General features: G+C 55.1%; 14 protein-coding genes and 11 pseudogenes. 13 read left to right on the forward strand and 12 right to left on the reverse strand.

What is annotated here, in order from left to right; genetic code table 11:
• Positions 1-245: 245 nt before the first annotated feature.
• On the forward strand, positions 246-893 hold the full coding sequence (locus SGP1_RS17480) for a TetR/AcrR family transcriptional regulator (RefSeq protein ID WP_041867159.1): 648 nt from the start codon (positions 246-248) through the stop codon (positions 891-893).
• Here SGP1_RS17480 and SGP1_RS17485 read toward each other — a convergent pair.
• The 5 genes and pseudogenes from SGP1_RS17485 to SGP1_RS35790 all read right to left on the reverse strand — a co-directional run bounded on the left by SGP1_RS17485 (position 880) and on the right by SGP1_RS35790 (position 3946).
• The gene (locus SGP1_RS17485) at positions 880-1128 is read right to left on the reverse strand and encodes a 2Fe-2S iron-sulfur cluster-binding protein (RefSeq protein ID WP_158302427.1); all 249 of its coding nucleotides are present in this window, start codon (positions 1126-1128) and stop codon (positions 880-882) included. The two genes, SGP1_RS17480 and SGP1_RS17485, sit on opposite strands and share 14 nt — an antisense overlap.
• Positions 1094-1318 carry a hypothetical protein gene (locus tag SGP1_RS30885; RefSeq protein WP_158302428.1) on the reverse strand — a complete coding sequence of 75 codons (225 nt, stop codon included), beginning with the start codon at positions 1316-1318 and terminating at the stop codon, positions 1094-1096. Before SGP1_RS30885 ends, SGP1_RS17485 begins: the two co-directional genes overlap by 35 nt.
• A 222-nt stretch (positions 1319-1540) precedes the next feature.
• A pseudogene (glnT, locus tag SGP1_RS36735) lies at positions 1541-3150 on the reverse strand (type III glutamate--ammonia ligase).
• 173 nt (positions 3151-3323) lie between these two features.
• Entirely contained in the window at positions 3324-3527 is a 204-nt protein-coding gene (locus tag SGP1_RS35785; protein WP_050747792.1) for a hypothetical protein, read from the reverse strand.
• A 5-nt stretch (positions 3528-3532) separates the two neighbouring features.
• A complete protein-coding gene (locus SGP1_RS35790) occupies positions 3533-3946 on the reverse strand; it encodes an LLM class flavin-dependent oxidoreductase (RefSeq protein WP_050747793.1) in 414 nt (137 codons plus the stop codon).
• Between the two features lie 388 nt (positions 3947-4334).
• Here SGP1_RS35790 and SGP1_RS17500 point away from each other — a divergent pair.
• A pseudogene (locus tag SGP1_RS17500) lies at positions 4335-5185 on the forward strand (IS5 family transposase).
• 160 nt (positions 5186-5345) lie between these two features.
• On the opposite strand, the gene SGP1_RS34250 reads toward SGP1_RS17500, so the two are convergent.
• The 7 genes and pseudogenes from SGP1_RS34250 to SGP1_RS17520 form a co-directional block, all read right to left on the reverse strand.
• Positions 5346-5594 (reverse strand): hypothetical protein, encoded by a 249-nt coding sequence (locus SGP1_RS34250; RefSeq protein WP_243466087.1) that lies wholly within the window; start codon positions 5592-5594, stop codon positions 5346-5348.
• Positions 5566-5766 (reverse strand): ABC transporter permease subunit, encoded by a 201-nt coding sequence (locus SGP1_RS34255; RefSeq protein ID WP_243466088.1) that lies wholly within the window; start codon positions 5764-5766, stop codon positions 5566-5568. The genes SGP1_RS34250 and SGP1_RS34255 overlap by 29 nt, the downstream gene beginning before the upstream one ends.
• On the reverse strand, positions 5711-6037 hold the full coding sequence (locus SGP1_RS34260) for a hypothetical protein (RefSeq protein ID WP_166506772.1): 327 nt from the start codon (positions 6035-6037) through the stop codon (positions 5711-5713). Before SGP1_RS34260 ends, SGP1_RS34255 begins: the two co-directional genes overlap by 56 nt.
• A 134-nt stretch (positions 6038-6171) precedes the next feature.
• A pseudogene (locus tag SGP1_RS17510) lies at positions 6172-6579 on the reverse strand (amino acid ABC transporter ATP-binding protein); the annotation flags it as partial.
• Positions 6580-6643: 64 nt separating this feature from the next.
• Positions 6644-7414: an ABC transporter substrate-binding protein gene (locus SGP1_RS17515; protein ID WP_243466089.1), complete on the reverse strand. Its 771-nt coding sequence runs from the start codon at positions 7412-7414 to the stop codon at positions 6644-6646.
• The gene (locus SGP1_RS30890; RefSeq protein WP_158302429.1) at positions 7378-7536 is read right to left on the reverse strand and encodes a hypothetical protein; all 159 of its coding nucleotides are present in this window, start codon (positions 7534-7536) and stop codon (positions 7378-7380) included. The genes SGP1_RS17515 and SGP1_RS30890 overlap by 37 nt, the downstream gene beginning before the upstream one ends.
• Before the next feature lie 406 nt (positions 7537-7942).
• Positions 7943-8208: pseudogene (locus SGP1_RS17520) on the reverse strand (DUF2002 family protein).
• Between the two features lie 197 nt (positions 8209-8405).
• On the opposite strand from SGP1_RS17520, the gene SGP1_RS17525 reads away from it, so the two are divergent.
• The 11 genes and pseudogenes from SGP1_RS17525 to SGP1_RS17575 all read left to right on the forward strand — a co-directional run bounded on the left by SGP1_RS17525 (position 8406) and on the right by SGP1_RS17575 (position 19398).
• Entirely contained in the window at positions 8406-8741 is a 336-nt protein-coding gene (locus SGP1_RS17525; RefSeq protein ID WP_041867160.1) for a glycine zipper domain-containing protein, read from the forward strand.
• A 311-nt stretch (positions 8742-9052) separates the two neighbouring features.
• On the forward strand, positions 9053-9292 hold the full coding sequence (nrdH, locus tag SGP1_RS17530) for a glutaredoxin-like protein NrdH (RefSeq protein WP_011411846.1): 240 nt from the start codon (positions 9053-9055) through the stop codon (positions 9290-9292).
• Positions 9293-9300: 8 nt separating this feature from the next.
• A pseudogene (nrdI, locus tag SGP1_RS17535) lies at positions 9301-9709 on the forward strand (class Ib ribonucleoside-diphosphate reductase assembly flavoprotein NrdI).
• A gap of 44 nt (positions 9710-9753) precedes the next feature.
• A pseudogene (gene nrdE, locus SGP1_RS17540) lies at positions 9754-11822 on the forward strand (class 1b ribonucleoside-diphosphate reductase subunit alpha).
• Positions 11823-11838: 16 nt separating this feature from the next.
• Positions 11839-12812 (forward strand): annotated as a pseudogene (gene nrdF / locus SGP1_RS17545) (class 1b ribonucleoside-diphosphate reductase subunit beta).
• A 621-nt stretch (positions 12813-13433) separates the two neighbouring features.
• Positions 13434-14636: pseudogene (gene proV, locus SGP1_RS17550) on the forward strand (glycine betaine/L-proline ABC transporter ATP-binding protein ProV).
• A complete protein-coding gene (gene proW / locus SGP1_RS17555) occupies positions 14629-15678 on the forward strand; it encodes a glycine betaine/L-proline ABC transporter permease ProW (RefSeq protein WP_011411847.1) in 1050 nt (349 codons plus the stop codon). The pseudogene proV and the gene proW overlap by 8 nt, the downstream one beginning before the upstream one ends.
• A 69-nt stretch (positions 15679-15747) precedes the next feature.
• Positions 15748-16653, forward strand: a pseudogene (gene proX, locus SGP1_RS17560) (glycine betaine/L-proline ABC transporter substrate-binding protein ProX).
• A gap of 59 nt (positions 16654-16712) precedes the next feature.
• A complete protein-coding gene (gene proX / locus SGP1_RS17565) occupies positions 16713-17714 on the forward strand; it encodes a glycine betaine/L-proline ABC transporter substrate-binding protein ProX (protein ID WP_011411848.1) in 1002 nt (333 codons plus the stop codon).
• Between the two features lie 168 nt (positions 17715-17882).
• Positions 17883-18697: pseudogene (locus tag SGP1_RS17570) on the forward strand (MFS transporter).
• Positions 18698-18809: 112 nt separating this feature from the next.
• Positions 18810-19398: pseudogene (locus tag SGP1_RS17575) on the forward strand (AzlC family ABC transporter permease).
• Positions 19399-19406 lie beyond the last annotated feature (8 nt).

A 19406-nucleotide genomic window follows, 5' to 3' on the forward strand; every position in this document is an offset into this window, starting at 1 on the left:
CTTAAAATCCCCCAGCTCACAATAGTGCTTATCCTGCATCAAAGCCCCCTACTTGTACCGCACGCGCGGTGATTAATTAACCAGATAGTTAACTTGTTACTAATTTCCGGTCTATGGTACTATTTACCCGCTGGTGCACACCGCCGCGGAGTGTTATTTAGCCCAAGCCCTGTACGATTTGGGAACCCTGTTTTCCTGCCAACGTTTGCTCGTTGAAAAACAGGCTCTCTGAGCCGGATAGGATTATGAAAACTCGCGCTACCAAGACTGTCATAGGGTCCACCGCCACCGTTAAGGGAAAGAAAAATCAGCCGGGTGATATGGCACATACCCTGCTTAATTGCGCGCTGGAATTACTTTCCCAGCAGAATTACTCTTCAGTCCGCATCAAAGATATAGCCGATGCTACGGACCACAACTCTGCGCTGATATATTATTGTTTTGGCTCCAAAGAAAATCTCTTCCTTAAAGTCATTGAATCCACAGTAGAAAAAGCATTCGAGCAGTTTGAGGCAATCAAAGATGACGCCCAGGATTCCCAGCAAGTGCTGTTTCTATGGATCCAAATTCATATTATGCAGTTCTATTTGCTGCAAAAGTTGGCAAAAATCAGCCTGGACTATGCCGGTACCCACGGCCGCACGCCGCAAATCGATAAAGCCATAAAAAAGTTTTATGAAAAAGAGTCGGTAGTGCTGAAAAACATGCTGACCGACGGCATCCAGGCCGGCGTATTTCGCGACGTCAATCCCGACGATATGGCGATGTTTATTTCCACCTATCTCGACAGGGTGTTATTCCGCACGGTTATGTTCCCGAAGTTTAAATGCAATCACGCTATTAATTTCATGCGCGACTTTGTGTTTGAACACCTGGCGGTCAAACCGGCATAAACGGCAGGTCAGTCCTGCAATTCGATGACGATTCCGGCGTACGGGCACGCGAACAACACAGCATTATCCGGTGATTTTGCGCTTTTTCCGCCGCGGTCAAATAGCTGTCGCGATGCTCAGGAATACCACTCACTACCCGCGCCTGACAGGTGCCACAGACGCCGATGCCGCAGGCAGTTTCCGTGTCTATGCCGGCCAGGCTAAGCGCCTCGACGATAGTCTGCTCGCCCGTCACCGGCACCCGCTGCCCTGACGGGTGCAACTACACTATAACCCCCCCCCTCCTGTGCCAGAGCCGGCGGCGAGAACAGCTCGTAATGCAGGTCGTCATCGGCAACGCCATGCTGGGCGCAAAAATCGCGCACCTGCGCGGTAAAATCCTGCGAGCCGCATACATAGATAGCGCTGCTCCCGACGTGCCGCAACCAACGCCCAAGCAGCTCGCCTGGCTACGTCGGCGAGTGAGCGTGCACCCTAAGCGCCGGTGCAACTCCCGCCACGTTCGCTGCGGCGTGAACGCGCTTAGCGTGTCCTGCCGGCCGAAATAATGCAGGCGGTAGGCGTGCCCCTGTCGCGCCAGGGTCAACTCCATAGGCAACAGCGGTGTAATGCCGATGCCGCCCGCCAGCAGTAGCGCCGGATAGGGCTTATCTTGTAGCGCGAACAACGTCACCGGCACGCCGATAGACAGGACCTGTCGCGGCTGCACCTGTTGTCGCAGATAATGCCCCGCGCCGCGGGAATGCCGGGTGACCAGCACCGCCAACTGATAACAGTGTAATTGAGCGGGATCGCCGCACAAGGAGTAGTGTTGCAGGAGCGTGGGACTTAGCCGGACCGCGATATGCGCGCCGGCGCGCCAGGGTTAACAGGATCACCCCGGTTCCCTCATCCCGCTTCTCGGTGACCACTACCTCCATGAACTGCTGCTCGTTCATCGCTATACTCCCTAACCCGGCGACTCGCTGTGCACCTGCGCCTAAAAAGATCGTGCTGTAGCGCTCGATCTCCCATTGGCTGACATGCAGGTGATACTGATTCCACTCCTGCAATTTGTATTTGACGAATTCATCCTTCAGCGCTTTACCGAGCGTCTGCTCGACAAAGGGATCGCTGTCGAACGCCTCTACCACCTCCAGCAGGTTCTGCGGCAAAAAATCAATGCCGCGCGCCTGCCGTTCCTGCTCGCTAATGGCGTATAAATTGTCTTCGTTCAGTTCGCGGGGATCGATCTTGTCGCGGATCCCCTCCAGCCCGGCCGCCAGCGCCGCCACCAGATAGGGGTTTCCGCGCCGTCGGCGTTGCGCGATTCGCAGCGGCCACCGCCGGCGGGTACCCGGACCGAATTGGTGCGGTTAATAAACCCATAGGAATTGAATACCGGCACCCAGGAGAAATAATTCATCGCCCCCTGGCGTACCAGCCGTTTATAGCTGTTCACCGTGGGTGCGAAGGCGGCGCACAGCGCGCGCCCGTGGCGCAGCAGACCGCCAATGAAGTAATACCCCATCTGGGACAGGCCCAATCCGCGCGGGTCCTGCTAGGATTGGAAGATATTTTCACCGCTGGTCTTATCAAACAACGACATATTGAAATGCGCGCCGGTCCCGGTTTTGTGGGCAAAAGGTTTCGGCATCATGGTCGCCATCAGCCCTAACTCCCAGGCATAATGCTTGGCCATGAAACGGAAAAATATGAAACGGTCGCAGCTGGTCAGGGCATCGGCATATTTGAAATCAAATTGCGAGTTGCCGTCTTCGTGATCCAGCGAATAGAGATCCCACACCAATTGATTAATGGTGGACGACACTTTGTCGAGCCAGGCGAACTGGCCGACGAACCCCTGCAGATCGTAACAGGGCTTGTTCAGTTTGTTATCCGAGTCCGGCACCGCCAGCCCGCCGTCCGGTTCGTGTTTAAGCAAATAGATTTCGCACTCGATACCCAGATTAAAGCCAAAGCCCATGGCGTCGGCCTGCGCCAGCACATTCTTCAACGCCACCCGGGTACTGAGGGGATAGGGTTCGCCCTGAAAGGCGTTGTCCGCCGGCATCCAGGCGATTTTCGGCTCCCACGGCAGTTGAATGATCCCGTCCAGGTCCGGAATCGAGGTAAGTCCATCTTCGTTCGGCAATTGACCGAGACAATCCAGGGCATAACCGGTGTAACACTCGGATCCCGCCGCCATTTGGCGAAAATGGCCAATTGGCACCACTTTGCCTTTCGGCACGCCGTGAATATCCACATAAGCGCCCATGCAATATTGCACGCCCTGCTGCTGCAACTGCTGTTCAAGATCGGCTAATTGTTGTTGGTCTTTTTCATAATCTGCTCTGCTATAGGCGATCAAACCGCCGCATCATGAATGTTCAACGATCGGGTGCGGGATATAGGGGGCTTCCAGCATCGCGATTTCCTCGCGGCTCAGCGTCAGTTCCACGGCGCTGAGCGCATCTTCCCCAAATGTCGCAGCGCCGTGACGCCCACCACCGGTGCAACCACGGCGGGCTTGCTGTAAAGCCAGGCCAGCGCCGCCTGATGGCTGTCGGTGACGTGGATATACTGCTGTACCGCGACCGGCATCTGCGCATCCAGTCCGGCTTCGACCCAGCTCACCCGCGCATCGCGTACCATGGCGCTTAGCCGCGCCAGCCCGCGGTCATAAAGAGTGTCACCCCCAAGTGCGCGAAGCGTTTTAGCACCTGCGGCTGCGTGGTGGTGAGATATAGCGGCGGTAGCGGCGATTGTAACGGGGTCAGCAAAAAATCGGTTTCTACCTGCTCCCCCTGCCAGGAGGCCGCAGCGGCGTGACCATCGGTCAGCGTGCGCTCGATAAAGTCCCAGTGCGACAGCAGCAGCGCGATTTCCTGCGCCAGGCGCATCGGCTCATAGAGCGGCAAAACGACAACCGCGGTCCCCAGCCGGATACGCCTGCTATAACCCGCCATGTGGGCGGCCATCAGAAACGGCGAAACGCTAATGGAATAGTTGGTAAAATGGTGCTCGGCGAACCAAGCGGTGGAAAATCCGATCTCCTCCGCCAATGACACCATACTGCGTGTATCCTGATAACGCCCTGTATTCCGTGCGCATTATCTTTATAAGACATCAAATTAAATAATCCTAATTCCATGCCAGCTCCAGGTCAACAAAAGGGCTATTGTGCCGGCCGGTTTTATCTCCAGCGGCGTTTATTTCCGACGGCGAAGAATGTCAACCGCGGGACCTTATTCGGCGCGGAAGGTCCGCGCCGGCGTTATTTTATTCGCCGTCCCAGCCGGCGAATATCACGGTTCCCACCGGACATTGCCCGGCGCACATTAATTTTCCGACAACCACTCCCGACGCGGCCATTGATACCCGACCGGCTTTGTTGAATAAATATAACTTTTAGGTGATCGTCTGCTCAGATCACTACCGTCATTTCAACATCTGCACTCCATGGTAAAGCAAAAGTTTAAAATCACCAACTGGTCCACTTACAACAAAGCTTTCAAGCAACGCGGGGCTCTGACGATATGGCTGGATGAGTCGGCAATTGTTGCATGGACGGAAAAAACAACGCCTGAACGGCGTGGCCGGCCGCTTCACTACGCAGATATGGCTATCACCACTGTTCTGATGATGAAACGCGTGTTTGGCCTTTCGTTAAGCGCTTTACAGGGCTTCGTTGACGCCATTTTTAAACTGATGGTGCTGCCGCTAAGATACCCAGACTACTCGCTGATCAGCAAGCGAGCAAAGACAGTTAAGATCAGCATAAAAACGCCGACCCGTGGTGAAATCTCACCTCTAGTCATTGACGGAGCCGGCCTGAAGGTCTTTGGCGAAGGCGAATGGAAAGTCCGACAGCATGGTGCCGACAGACGGAGGGTGTGTCGTAAGCTGCATATGGCCGCAGACAGTGTAACGCATGAGATTATCTGTGTTGACTTATCGCTGAGCGGTACGACGGATGCTCAGGCCCTACCAGCTCTGATAAACCAGACCCAGCGGAAAATCAGGGAAGCGTCGGCTGATGGCGCTTACGATACCCGCTCTGTCATGATGCTCTGCTGAGGAAGAAAATAAGGCCTCTTATTCCTCCACGAGGTGGGGCGCAATATTGGCCAGACCGATACCATGAGCGTAACTACACCGTTGCGAATCAGCGTCTAAGCAGCAGTAACGATGTATGGAAAAAGCAAGTGGGCTATCATCGACGCTTAGTGGCTGAAATAGCTATATTCCGGTTCAAAACGCTTAACAAAATGACGCTGTTAGGAATGCCGAACAGCATCCGGATCGCATAACAATCGATCTGCTAGGGGGGCGTAGTCACAAGTTCTGATTTATTCAACAAAGCCTACCCGACCGCTAATAAGCGCCTGAATAACTTTATTCTGGCGACCTTACCCGTAGGGGTAATCCCTCCCCCCTCCCTTGCCTACAGGGTTTATTTCCCGGTCATGGTCAGGCCGATGCGTCGCGTTGGCTGCGGCGGAAATATTTTTCTATTCGCGACTGAATAGCGCTTAAAAGCGTCGTTGCCGCCAGATACAAAATACAGAAAACGATAAGCAAAGGAATATTCTCAAACGTTCGCGAATAAATAGACTGTGCGGAATAAAGCAGATCCGAGAGTGAAATCACACTCACCAGCGAGGTGGTTTTCAGCATACCGATCACCTGATTACCGGTGGGCGGGATAATGAACGACACCGCCTGCGGCAGAATGATCCGGCGCAGCCAGGTTGTACCAAAAAATCAGTTGCACCAGCACCGGCGTGCCGCGAAAAAACCAGATGTAGCCGCCGCTGCACCAGGCGAGCAGCGGGTTACTCACCAGCCGCATGGCGGCGATGACCACCCCAAGCACGATGGCCAGCAGCATAATGACCACCGTCAGCCATAGGGTGACCCATAACCCACTCAAAATAATGGGTGAAAACATGTAGCGCCCCACTTACCGGCCAGGCAAAATTGTCATTCATCACCACCGAACGCACCAGAAGTATCAGCAGCAGCGCCAGAACGCCGGTGGTTATCCAGCGCCCCGGGTAACGCTTCTCCACAACCGTCATCCCATCGTGCGGAAACGGCGCGGCGGGGGAACGGTCGTCCCGCCCGGGGCGGCTGATGCGATAGGACTGATTATCTGTCATGGGATCTCTCTTCAACATCAGTAGCATAACGAGCCAAGATTATTAATTAATAACATGCTCTTACCAAACGTGCCTGTCAAGACTGCAAAAAGGGAAATTTAATTGATTAGTTAACTTAAAATTAATATTTTTCATTACGATAGGTTACATAATAAAGACAAATACTTTGCCAGAAATGCCCGGATACGCGGATGCTGCGGCGTATGAAACAGCTCGTCGGGGGAGCGTTGCTCGATAATCGAACCGTTGTCCATAAAGGCGACGCGATCGCCCACTTCCCGGGAGAAATCCATTTCGTGGGTCACCACGACCATCGTCATCCCTTGCTTCGCCAGATCTTTCATCACGTCCAGCACCTCCCCCACCAGCTCGGGATCGAGCGCGCTGGTCGGTTCATCAAACAGCATCAGGCTTGGCTTCATCGCCAGGGCGCGCGCAATAGCCACCCGCTGCTGCTGGCCGCCGGACAGCCGTGAGGGATAGGCATCCAGCCGGTGCGACAACCCGACGCGGTGCAGTAGCGCCTTGCACTGCTCCACCGCTGCGGTAAGGGCGGCGCTGAGCGGCGCGGCGCTATCAACGCGTTCGTTCATCATACGTGCGCACTTATTTCATCGGCCGGGTGCTGAACAGGTTGATTCCGGGCTGTTCCAGCATTACCGGTTGCAGATCCCATTTACGCATAATGCGTTCGTATTCACCATTACGCCACAGGACGTTCAATGCGCCGAGCAGCGCCTGCACCAGCGCCGTGTTTTCTTTCTGCACGACGATGCCGAGATAGTATTTGGGCAGGAGCGACATCACGACGGTACGAATTGGCCGCGACGCCACTTTTTTGATCTCGGCGGCCACCGCAGCATCGTTTAGAACAAAATCGATGCGGCCAGCGTAAAGCGCCAGCAGTACCGCATCGGCGGACTGAAGGCGGGTAATCGCGATTACTGCTTTGCCGTTCTTGCTGGAATTCGGATTCAGGATATCGGTAACGGCGTGCTCGAAATCGGTACCGGCCTGGACGCCGACCTTCAGGCCGCACAGCGTCAGCGGATCGGTGGTAATGCTTTTATTCTCGGCCAGGGTATAGACTTCGTTGGTGGCATAGGCATAGTTGACGAATGACACCTGCTGTTCGCGTTCCGCGCTATCGGAGATGCATTCCATCGCCATGTCATAGCGCCCGCTTTTCACCCCGGGGATTAGGCCGGCAAAATCAATGGATACCGGTTTAATCTCGACGCCCAGCATCTTACCCATGGCGTTCCATAAATCCGGTTCAAAGCCGATCATCGTTTTATTATCTTCCGCAAACACTTCACAGGGCAGATAGTGTGCATCGGTCACCAGGTTGATGACGCCGCTGCTTTTCGCCGGCAACTGATCATGCAGACCGGCATCGACACTGAGCGCGTGGCCGCCGGCGCGCCGTGCGCCTGGCTAACCAGCCATAAACTGTTGCAGAGCAGCGCTGTCTGAAAGAGTGCGACGATTTTTTTCATGCTTGCTACTCCCGAAACTGTATCATTTATTGCATTCCCCTGAGGGAATGAACCTGCCGCCGGCAAACTCCCCCCAGCAAATCCGCGCGCGGCTAGGCAGATTTGCAATCTCCCGTGTCAGAATTAACTAATCAATTAATTAATAACCAGCATTGCTCCGAGCCGTTTTCAGGCGGTTTTGTTAGCCGTTTTTTAGCGATTTTGCTTAACGCCAGGCGGCGAGAGAAAGGGGGCAGACTGGTGTTAATATGTGCAGCGACGGTGCAAGGCCGCCGATTTTTTCATCAATTCAGTGCAAACGCGCGCAGGGATCTGCGTGAGAATGGCGGCGCTTACCGACCGTGATATTACGGCCGGAAGGGGCGACCCGCCGTCAAGGTGAGCGGGAGCTCAGGCGATCACAAGATCAATTGAACATTTTTTGCAGATAACGGGCGAGGGAAGCGCGCGAGCTAAAGCCGTGGGGAATACCATAGTGGCTATCCTGGCCTTCAGGATCCGGCGGAAAAGCATGATAGCTCACACTGGCGCGGTCCTGCCCAGTATGGCCTCGCAATTAACATAGACATAGTTGTGACCTTTACGGTAACCGTAGCTTTGTCGGGTAATAGTGTCCCGCTCAAAGCCGGAATTTTCCAGTTCGCGCGCTACTTCATCGGGTCCTAAGTACATTATTTGTCCTCTCTTCAGTCACGGTGAAGTGATCACAGCTAATGTAATCGGTAAGGTGGAGTGAGAGAAGCCGCACTCCCGCCTTTCAGAATCATCCAAAAAGCTGAGACTTTCCCGTTGCGTCCGGTGCGATGTCGCCGCTTGAAATCTAAAATAGGTCTATAATTAAACAACCTACTTTTGAACAGGAGAAACACATGTTTACCAAAACCGAAAAACAGGACATCCAATTGGATTTTAAAGACGATGTTTCTCTGCTGGCTGATACCCTGGATTCGCTGCTGAAAGCGACCGATAAGACGACCCAGGACGAACTCAGCGACCTGCAGGCGAAAACCAGGCGCGCGTTGCGCGATACCCGTGCCAAACTGAATGGCAACAGCCGGATAGGTCAATACGCCCGCGATGGCGCGCAATATGACCGTGACGCCGCGGTGCAAACCAAAAACTTCGTGGTGGGAAAAACTTGGCATAGCCTGGGCATCACCACCGCGGTAGGCATTGTGGTAGGCGTATTGTTAGCGCGCCGTTAGTTTGAAATAGCCGGTTCCAATAGCAACCGAGACCGATAACGCGCAGAGGGTGTGACAGGCCTGGGAAAATTTTTTTTCACCGCCTTTCCTCCCGCTTACTACTCCGATGAACCCGCTCCAAGCCTGGAGCGGGTTTTTTATTTGCTTTTTTTACTCAGCCGCTGGCATCCTTCGCCAGGTATTACTATATATTGTACGTTTGATCTGATTTATATCTAGATATAGTATGCATTACATGTTCAGCACCACAACGTGGCGGCAGCGCTCTCGCAAGTCCGCAACCCCTTTACTGTGAGAGGTAAATACGAATCATGGCTATTACTATTTATACTAAACCGGATTGTGTCCATTGTCACGCCACCTGCCGCGCGCTTGACCATAAAGGCATCGATTACCGGCTGGTTAATCTGCTGGACGACGAACAGGCGCTGCATCATGTGCGGGCGCTCGGTTATCAGCAAGTCCCGGTCGTACAAACCCCGCAAGAGTACTGGAGCGGTTTCCGCCCGGACAAAATCAGTCTGCTGTCCGCCAGCGCCATTCCGGCTTAAGGCGCGGTATGACCGCGCTGGTGTATTTTTCCATCAGTTCAGAGAGTACACACTGCTTCGTCAGCAAATTGGGGCTGCCGGCGCTGCGTATCCCTCGTTGAGATGCGCTAGAGCGTGAAAGCGGATGCCCCCTATATTCTCATCTTGCCGAGCTATGGCGGCGGCTCGACGCGCAGGGCCGTACCCCGCCAGGTCATCCGTTTTCTCAACGATCCGTTAAACCGTTTCTTATTGCGTAGTGTCATTGGTGCCGGCAACCGGAACTTTGGTGCAGCCTTCTGTCTGGCGGGCGATATCATCGCCAAGAAATGTCAGGTTCCCCTGCTCTACCGTTTTGAGCTATTGGGAACGGCGGAAGATGTTACACAGGTACGAAAGGGAGTGACCGAATTTTGGCAGCGACAGAACTTAGCATAATCGAACCCGCGTTACAGGCGCTGGATTACCATGCCCTCAATGCCATGCTTAACCTGTATGATGAGGCGGGCCACATCCAGTTCGATAAGGATCATCTGGCGGTGGAAGTCTACCGGCAGCAGCATGTGATCCCGAACAGTCGCACCTTCGCCTCGCTTGAGCAAAAGTTGCAGTGCCTGGTCGACGAGGGGTATTACGAAGCTAAGGTGCTGGCGCCCTACAGTCAGGCGTTTATCGCGTCGCTGTTCGCCGAAGCCCGCGCCCAACGGTTTACATTTCAGACTTTTATGGGCGCGCTGAAGTTTTACACCAGTTATGCGCTGAAAAGCTTCGACGGCAAGCAATATCTGGAGGATTTTGAGGACAGGGTGTGCATGGTCCGCGTTAACGCTGGCCGCCGGCGACGAAACCCTCGCCAGCGCCATGATGGCTAAAATGCTTTCCGGCCGATTCCAGCCCGCGACGCCCACCTTCCTCAACTGCGGCAAACAGCAGCACGGAGAGTATGTCTCCTGCTTCTTGCTGCGTATCGAAGATAATATGGAGTCGATAGGCCGGGCGGTGAATGCCGCGCTCCAGCTGTCGAAGCGCGGCGGCGGCGTGGCGTTTATGTTGACCAACCTGCGCGAAGCGGGCGCCCCTATCAAGCGTATCGAGAATCAATCGTCCGGGGTGATCCCGGTAATGAAAATGCTTGAGGACGCCTTTTCCTACGCCAATCAGCTCGGCGGGCGCCGTCTATTTGCACGCCCATCATCCTGATATTCTGCGCTTTCTGGACACCAAACGCGAAAACGCCGACGAGAAAATCCGCATTAAAACCCTGTCGCTGGGCGTGGTGATCCCGGATATCACTTTTCAGCTGGAGCGGGACAACCAGCCGATGTATCTCTTTTCACCTTATGACGTGGAGCGTATCTACGGTCAGCCGTTCTCCCAGTTGGCGATTGGCGAACACTATCACGAAATGGTGGCGGATAAGCGGATTCGCAAGACCGCCATCAACGCGCGCACCTTTTTCCAAACGCTGGCCGAAATCCAGTTTGAGTCCGGCTATCCCTACATGATGTTCGAGGATACGGTAAACCGCGCCAACCCCATCGCCGGGCGCATTAATATGAGTAATCTGTGCTAGGAAATTTTACAGGTCAACAGCGCCACCGAATACAACGAAGATTTGAGCTACCGTCAGGTGGGTCGTGATATTTCCTGTAATCTGGGCTCGTTGAATATCGCGCACACAATGGACTCGCCCGATTTTGGCCACACGGTGTATACCGCTGTGCGTGCACTGACGGCGGTGTCAGACATGAGCCAAATCGGTTCCGTGCCCTCAATAGCCGAAGGAAATCAGCACTCCCACGCCATTGGTCTGGGTCAAATGAACCTACACGGTTATCTGGCGCGCGAGCACATTTACTATGGCAGCCCGGAGGCCATCGAATTTACCGATCTCTATTTTTATACCGTGACTTATTATGCGGTGCGCGCCTCCAATAGGCTCGCGATAGAGCGCGGGCGCGCTTTCGGCGGTTTTGCGCAATCACGCTACGCCAGCGGCGAGTATTTCACGCCCTATGTCAGCCAGCGCTGGGAGGCGAAAAGCGAGTGCGTGCGGCGTTTGTTCGCCAAAAGCCATATCCAGCTACCGACCCAGGAGGACTGGCGGGCGCTGGCGGAGAGCGTTAAACGACACGGGCTTTATAATCAAAACCTGCAGGCGGTGCCGCCCACCGGCTCCATCTCCTATATCAATCATTCGACCTCCAGCATTCATCCTATTGTCTCGCGTATCGAGATCCGCAAAGAGGGCAAAACCGGCCGGGTTTATTATCCCGCGCCGTATATGACCAACGAGAATCTGGACTACTACCAGGATGCTTATGAGATAGGGCCGGCGAAAATTATTGATACTTACGCCGCGGCCACCCGGCATGTCGATCAGGAGCCGTCGCTAACGCTCTTTTTCCGCGATACCGCCACCACGCGCGATATTAACCGGGCGCAAATTTACGCCTGGAAAAAAGGCATTAAAACGCTCTATTACATCCGCATTCGCCAGTTGGCGCTGGAAGATACTGAAGTCGCCGGCTGCGTGTCGTTCGCCCTATAAGGTCAAGGAGAAAGCGATGCCCCTCGAATCTACGCGTACGCACGTCCAGGCGGTTAATTGGAACCGTATTCAGGACGATAAAGATCTGGAAGTCTGGAACCGTTTGACCGCCAATTTCTGGCTGCCTGAAAAATTACCGCTGTCCAATAGACGTCCCCGTCTTGGAACGCTCTATCCGCCCAGGAACAACAGCTGACGATCCGGGTATTTACCGGCCTGACGCTGCTGGACACGGTGCAAAATACCCTCGGTGTACCGGCGCTAATGGTCGACGCCCTGACGCCCCATGAAGAGTCGGTATTTTCCAATATCTGCTTTATGGAAGCGGTTCATGCCCGCTCCTACAGCTCGATATTCTCCACCCTCTGCTACATGGCGGATGTGGACGCCGCTTATCGCTGGAGTGAGGAAAATGCGGCCCTGAAAAATAAAGCGGCAATTATTCTCCGCCATTATCATGACAATGATTCGCTGAAAAAGAAAGTGGCCAGCGTTTTTCTGGAATTATTCTTATTTTATTCTGGCTTCTATCTGCCGATGTATTATTCTAGCCTCGGCAAGATAACCAATACCGCCGATTTAATTCGTTTGATTATTCGCGATGAAGCGGTCCACGGCTATTATATCGGCTACAAATTTCAGCGCGGTCTGGCAGCGGCGACGCCCGAGCACCGTGAGACATTGAAGCTTTTCGCCTATGATTTATTGCAGGATCTCTACGAAAATGAGCTGGCCTATAGCACCGCGCTTTATGACGACGTTGGCTGGACGGAGGACGTCACCGCATTCCTGCATTATAACGCCAATAAAGCGTTAATAAATCTTGGCTACGAGGCGCTGTTCACGGCCTCGATGACGGCGGTCAATCCCGCCATTCTCTCGGCCTTGTCGCCAAACGCGGATGAAAACCACGACTTTTTCTCCGGCTCTGGTTCATCCTATGTCATGGGTCGGGCGGTCAACACCAAAGATGAGGACCTGGCCTTATAAGGACTACCGGGCGGGAGGCCTCTCGCATTAGTGGCAAAAGTTACCTGACGAGCCCTTCTGCAGCAGTGGCAAATTTTAACCGGCGGCCCGTTAGGATTGGGGCCACCTATGCCCGGTTGGGGCGGCCGCGCGGGCCGCTCCGGGCTCCTTCCGCCACGGCGCTCTCATTCCTATTCTTGCGTTAAATTCGGTCTATCAATCTTATTTCCAGACAGTCAACAAACGCCGTTGGCTATTATCCTGCCGCCATGGCTGGCGAGATAAATCTCCGTAATATATCGCGCAGGCACGGATTCATGCTTGCGCCGAATATGCGCAAAAAAGAGTCAGTGATGGGGATAGAATATATTTATTAACGTCCCTTCCGCGCCGCTTTATGACGTGGATACCGCCATCCCTTCAGAGCCAATATAGCGTTTTTTTTCACAAGGCGATATTCGCCGCAAACCCTTGCAATCCGTAGTGGATTCGGCCGTATTAGGCCGATTCCGCGTCAGGAATATTCTATTTTTAGGGCACTCAGGGGTTGTCTCAGAATCTAAGTATGTTAGGGTATAGGGCGTTTTAATTTTGGTCAGGATTATTTAATAAAATAGATACACACGGGAAAATTATAATTTCATGGCAGTAAAACTTGAAGTAAAGAACCTTTATAAAATATTTGGCTAACACCCTGAGAGGGCGTTCAAATTGATTAACGCAGGGCAAGACAAAAATACTATATTTGCTAAAACCGGTCTGACGGTTGGCGTTAAAGATGCCAGTCTGGCCATTGAAGAAGGCGAGATATTCGTCATCATGGGATTATCCGGCTCGGGTAAATCCACTATGGTACGCCTTCTCAATCGTCTGATAGAGCCGACACGGGGCGAGGTGCTGATTGACGGCGAGAATATTGCTAAGATCGCCGATACCGCCCTGCGCGAGGTGCGACGTAAGAAAATCAGTATGGTGTTCCAGTCTTTTGCTCTGATGCCCCATTTAAATGTGCTGGATAATACCGCCTTCGGCATGATGCTTGACGGCGTGCCTCAGCAGCAACGCCACGCCAAAGCGCTGGAAGCCCTGTAGCAGGTGGGTCTGGAGCAGCATGCACATTCCTGGCCCGACGAGCTTTCCGGCGGAATGCGTCAACGTGTCGGCCTGGCGCGTGCGCTAGCCATCAATCCCGATATTTTGCTGATGGATGAAGCGTTTTCCGCCCTCGATCCGTTAATTCGCACCGAAATGCAAGACGAGCTTATCAAGCTGCAGTCCCGCCACCAGCGCACCATCATTTTTATCTCCCATGATCTTGACGAGGCGATGCGTATCAGCGATCGCATCGCCATCATGCAGGGGGGCAAGGTAGTGCAGATGGGCACGCCGGACGAGATCCTCAATAACCCGGCCAATGACTATGTCCGCACCTTCTTCCGCGGTGTGGATATTTCGCAGGTCTTCAGCGCCAAGGATATTGCCCGTCGCCGGCCGGTAACCCTGATTCGTAAAACCCCGGGCGTCGGCCCGCGCTCCGCGCTGAGACTGCTGCAAGATGAGGATCGTGATTTCGGCTATGTGCTGGAACGCGGTCAGAAATTCATCGGCGTGGTCTCCATTGATTCCCTGAAAGCCACCCTTTCCGCCAATGGCACGCTGGAAGACGCCTTGCTGGCAACGCCTGCCACCGTCCCCGCCGAAACGCCGTTAAGTGAGTTGATTTCAACCGTCGCCCAGGCGCCCTGCGCCGTACCGGTCGTCGGTGAGGATAATCAATACATCGGGATTATTTCTAAAGGCATGTTGCTGCAGGCGCTGGATAAAGAGGGCATGAATAATGACTAACACCACGACCGATCCGTGGGCCGCGACCAACGCCGCGCTGGCAGGGGATGCCACCGCGCCACATGCGGCACAGCAAAGCGCTGACTGGCTCAACAGCGGCCCGGCCGACGCGCCGGCGCATTTCAGCCTGCTCGATCCTTTCCATCAGACGCTGATTCCCCTCGATTGCTGGGTAACCGAAGGTATCGATTGGGTCGTGTTGCATTTCCGTCCGGTGTTTCAGGGCATCCGCGTCCCGGTGGATTTCATTTTAAGCGGCTTTCAGCATCTGCTGCTGGGCCTGCCAGCTCCGGTGGCGATGGTTATTTTCGCCTTACTGGCCTGGCAGATGTCGACGCTCAGTATGGGGGCCGCGACGCTGGTGTCGCTGATTATCATCGGCTCCATTGGGGCCTGGTCACAGGCGATGGTGACGCTGGCGCTGGTACTCACGTCGCTGCTGTTCTGCGTCATCATCGGGCTGCCGCTCGGTATTTGGCTGGCGCGTAGCGTCAGGGCGGCGAAAATCATCCGTCCATTGCTGGATGCGATGCAGACGACGCCGGCATTCGTCTATCTGGTGCCGATCGTAATGTTATTCGGTATTGGTAACGTGCCCGGCGTCGTGGTCACCATTATCTTCGCCCTGCCGCCCATCGTGCGACTGACCATTCTCGGCATCAAGCAGGTGCCGGCGGATCTGGTCGAAGCCGCCGAATCGTTCGGCACCAGCCCGAGCCAGATGCTGTTCAAAGTGCAATTGCCGTTGGCCTTGCCGACCATCATGGCCGGCATCAATCAGACGCTGATGCTGGCGCTGTCGATGGTGGTTATCGCTTCGATGATCGCGGTCGGCGGTCTGGGACAGATGGTGCTGCGCGGTATCGGCCGCCTTGACATGGGGTTGGCCACAGTCGGAGGCGTCGGCATTGTGATCCTGGCGATTATCCTTGATCGGCTGACGCAGTCTTTAGGCCGCGACAGCCGCAGCCGCGGCAACCGTCTCTGGTATACCAGCGGTCCGCTGGGCCTGATAACCCGACCGTTTCGCCGTCAGACCTAACCCTTTCCACAAGGGCAGACCGCGGCATCGTACTCGCCGCGGACCCCCTTAAAAGAAGAGGAATCCCCCATGCGTCATTCCTTTATCTGGGCGCCAGCGCTCACTTCATTATTCGCCCGCTCGGTCTGTGCTGCAGCCCTGCCCGGTAACGGCGTGGTTGTCAAACCGGTACAAAGTTACTGGCGGAAGAAGCATTCCAGACCGAGCTGGTAAACCAGGCACTGGAAAAACTGGACTACGATGTTCAGCCCATCAACGAAGTGGATTACAACGTCTCCTACACCGCTATCGCCAACAGCGACGCCACCTATCTGGCGGTAAACTGGAAGCCCCAGATAGAAGAGATGTACGACAACGCCGGCGGCGATGGCAAATTCTACCGTCAGGGAACCTATATCGCCGGCGCCGCCCAAGGGTATTTGATCGATAAAAAGACCGCCGAAAAATACCATATCCGTACGTTGGATCAATTACGCGATCCCAAGCTTGCCAAACTGTTCGACACCGATGGCGACGGCAAAGCGTATATCACCGGCTGTAACCCCGGCTGGGTCTACGGCAATGTCATCGATGGGCAGATCAAGGGGTTCAACCTGCAAGCCACGGTGACGCAAAATCAGGGCAACTATTCGTCGATCATCGCCGATACCCTCGCCCGCTACCACCAGGGCAAGCCCGTGCTGTACTACACCTGGACGCCATATTGGCTCAGCGCCGAACTGGTGCGCCGGGACGGGATGTCGTCTGGCTGCAGGTACCGCATTCCGTCTATCCGGGCAATCAGGATACCCGGCTTCCGCCAAGCTGTTTGCCGTCATGACCTTGCCGGTCGCCGATGCGAATGCGCAGAACCGGCGGATGCATCAGGGAGAAAATACCCCGAAGGCAATCTCCCGCCACGTGGATAGCTGGATTGCCGCGCACCGGCAACAGTTCGACAGCTGGATAAGCGCGGCCGAAGCGGCTGCAGACTAACCTGGCGCCTCGGTCTGGACCGCGGCGTATTCTTACAACGACCAATACAAGGTAAACCCATGCGCAAGATAGGATTAGGAGCGTTCGCTCTCACCGCGGTTTTCGCCGCACAGACCACTTTTGCCGCCGAATTGCCGGGCAAAAGCATTCAGATACAACCGGTGCAAAGCACCATTACCGAAGAAACCTTTCAAACCCTGCTGGTGGATAAAGCCCTGGAAAAATTGGGCTACTCGGTCCAGTCGCCGCGCGAAGTGGATTACAACGTGGCCTATACCTCAATTGCCTCTGGCGATGCCACTTTCATGGCGGTGAACTGGGATCCATTGCATGCGGATCAGTATCAGGCCGCCGCCGGCGAAGCAAAGTTTTACCGCCAGGGTAATTATGTTGAAGGGGCTGCCCAGGGCTACCTGATCGATAAAAAGACCGCCGAGAAGTATCACATCACCTCGATTGACCAGCTCAAAGATCTCAAAATCGCCAAGCTGTTCGACGCCAACGGTGACGGCAAGGCGGATTTGTCGGGCTGTACACCGGGCTGGGGCTGTGAAGTGGTCATCAACCATCACATCAAGGCTTACGGCCTGAGCGCGACGGTCGAACACAATCAAGGCAACTATGCGGCGATCATGGCCGATACCATCAGCCGCTTCAAAGAAGGTAAACCTATTCTGTATTACACCTGGATGCCTTACTGGGTGAGCAACGTGTTGGTACCGGGACGCGATGTGGTCTGGCTGCAGGTGCCGTTCTCCTCGCTGCCGCGCGAGCAGAAAACGATCAGTACCAAGCTGCCTAATGGCACCGATTACGGCTTCCCGGTCAACAGCATGCGCATCGTCGCCAATAAAAAGTGGGCTGAGGCCAATCCGGCAGCGGCCAAGCTGTTCGCCATCATGAAGCTGCCGATTGCCGATATCAACGCGCAAAACGCGCGGATGCATCAGGGTGAAGCGCAAGAAGCGGATATCAAACGCCAGACCGATGGCTGGATCAAGGCGCATCAGGCGTTGTTTGACGGTTGGGTACACACCGCCGCGGCGGCCGCCGCCAAGTAAGCACGTCAGGAACCGGCCAGAAAGCCGGTAGGGACGTTCACCCGCGCCGGCAACGTAATGATGCCGGCGAAAAACAGGAGAGGGGTATTCACCCCTCGTCTTTTTGTTGTTAATCGGTAATAATACCCGCCTATTGGTTAAACGAATCCTGAATGAAAAAGTCCACAGATCACCCCAGCCTTAACCCTCATCATAGCAATCGCTACCGGCCTCGCCGTTGCCAGTAATTATTATGCCCAGCCGCTGCTGGATGCCATCGCCCGGACCTATCATTTGTCGGTACGCGAGGCGGGGTTTATTGTAACGGCGGCGCAGTTTAGCTATGCCTGCGGTCTGATGTTCCTGGTGCCTCTCGGCGATAAATTTGAACGCCGCAGCATGATCGTGGTGATGTCGGTGTTGGCCGTGATCGGTATGGTGATTACCGCCTCAGCGCCGTCGTTACCTGCATGCTATTGGGCACTGCCCTGACCGGTCTGTTTTCCGTGGCGGCGCAGATCCTGGTGCCGCTGGCCGATCCTTCCCGACGCGGCAAAGTGGTGGGCACCATCATGAGCGGCCTGCTGCTCGGCATTTTGCTGGCCCGGACCGCCGCCGGCGCGCTGGCGGACCGTGGCAAAGCCAAAATCACCACCTTGAGCGGGCTGTTGTTGTTCTCTTGGGCTTTGGTGTGGTACGGTCAATACCACTGGCTGTCGCTGGTGCTCGGCATAATTGTGCTCGATTTAGCGGCACAGGGGCTGCACATCACCAACCAAAGCGTTATCTACCGCTGCATGCCGGAGGCGCTCAACCACCTGACCTCTGGTTATATGACCAGCTATTTTGCCGGCGGCGCCTTCTGCTCGCTGGTGTCGGCGACGGCCTACCAAAACGCCAGCTGGAATGGCGTCAGCCTCGCCGGCGGCCTGCTCTGCCTGGTGAATTTATTGCTGTGGCTGCGCGGCAGCCATCACGAAGACGCTGGTCTGCCCGGCGCTTGATCCCGCGCTCGCCGCGGCGCGCGGCGGGTTCTCATGCAATCGATACAGTTAACCCCCGAGCCCCAAGCGCAGGCCGCGCTTTTGCCCTCTATCAAAGGAAAGAAAGCCGTTCATTATGGAGCCTACAACCGCCGGCCTCGCGGCCAAAACCGCGCCCACGACATTTCGGCAGGGCGTCCTGGACAGCCTGCCGATTGTCATCGGCTATTTGCCCGTAGCGTTCGCCTTTGGTTTGAACTCCGCAAAGCTCGGTTTCACACCGCTGGAGGGGCTGTTCATTTCCTGCATCATTTACGCCGGCTCCAGCCAGTTTGTAATTACTACCCTGCTCAACGCCGGCGTTTCGCTGTGGCTGGCTGGCCGCGCTAACGGTAATGGCCATGGACGTCAGTCATTTACTCTACGGACCGGCGCTACGGCAACGTATTCCTGGCGCGCTGTCGCCACGTAAAACCGCCCTTTGGGCGTTCGGCCTGACCGATGAGGTGTTTGCCGCCGCAATTAGCCGGCTCAGCCAGGACAACCGCAGCTGGTCGGAGGCCTGGATGATAGGCGTTGCGCTGTGCGCCTGGCTGTCGTGGGTGCTCGGTACGCTGGCGGGCCTGTGGCTGGTATCCATCCCCATGGCGATTCTCGGCGGCATCAGCGGCGACTGTCTGGCGGCGCTGCTATCACCATTGCAGGAGGACTGCCGTGAGTAGTACGGTAT

The sequence above is a fragment of the Sodalis glossinidius str. 'morsitans' genome, from assembly GCF_000010085.1.
Taxonomy (GTDB): Bacteria; Pseudomonadota; Gammaproteobacteria; order Enterobacterales; family Enterobacteriaceae; genus Sodalis; species Sodalis glossinidius.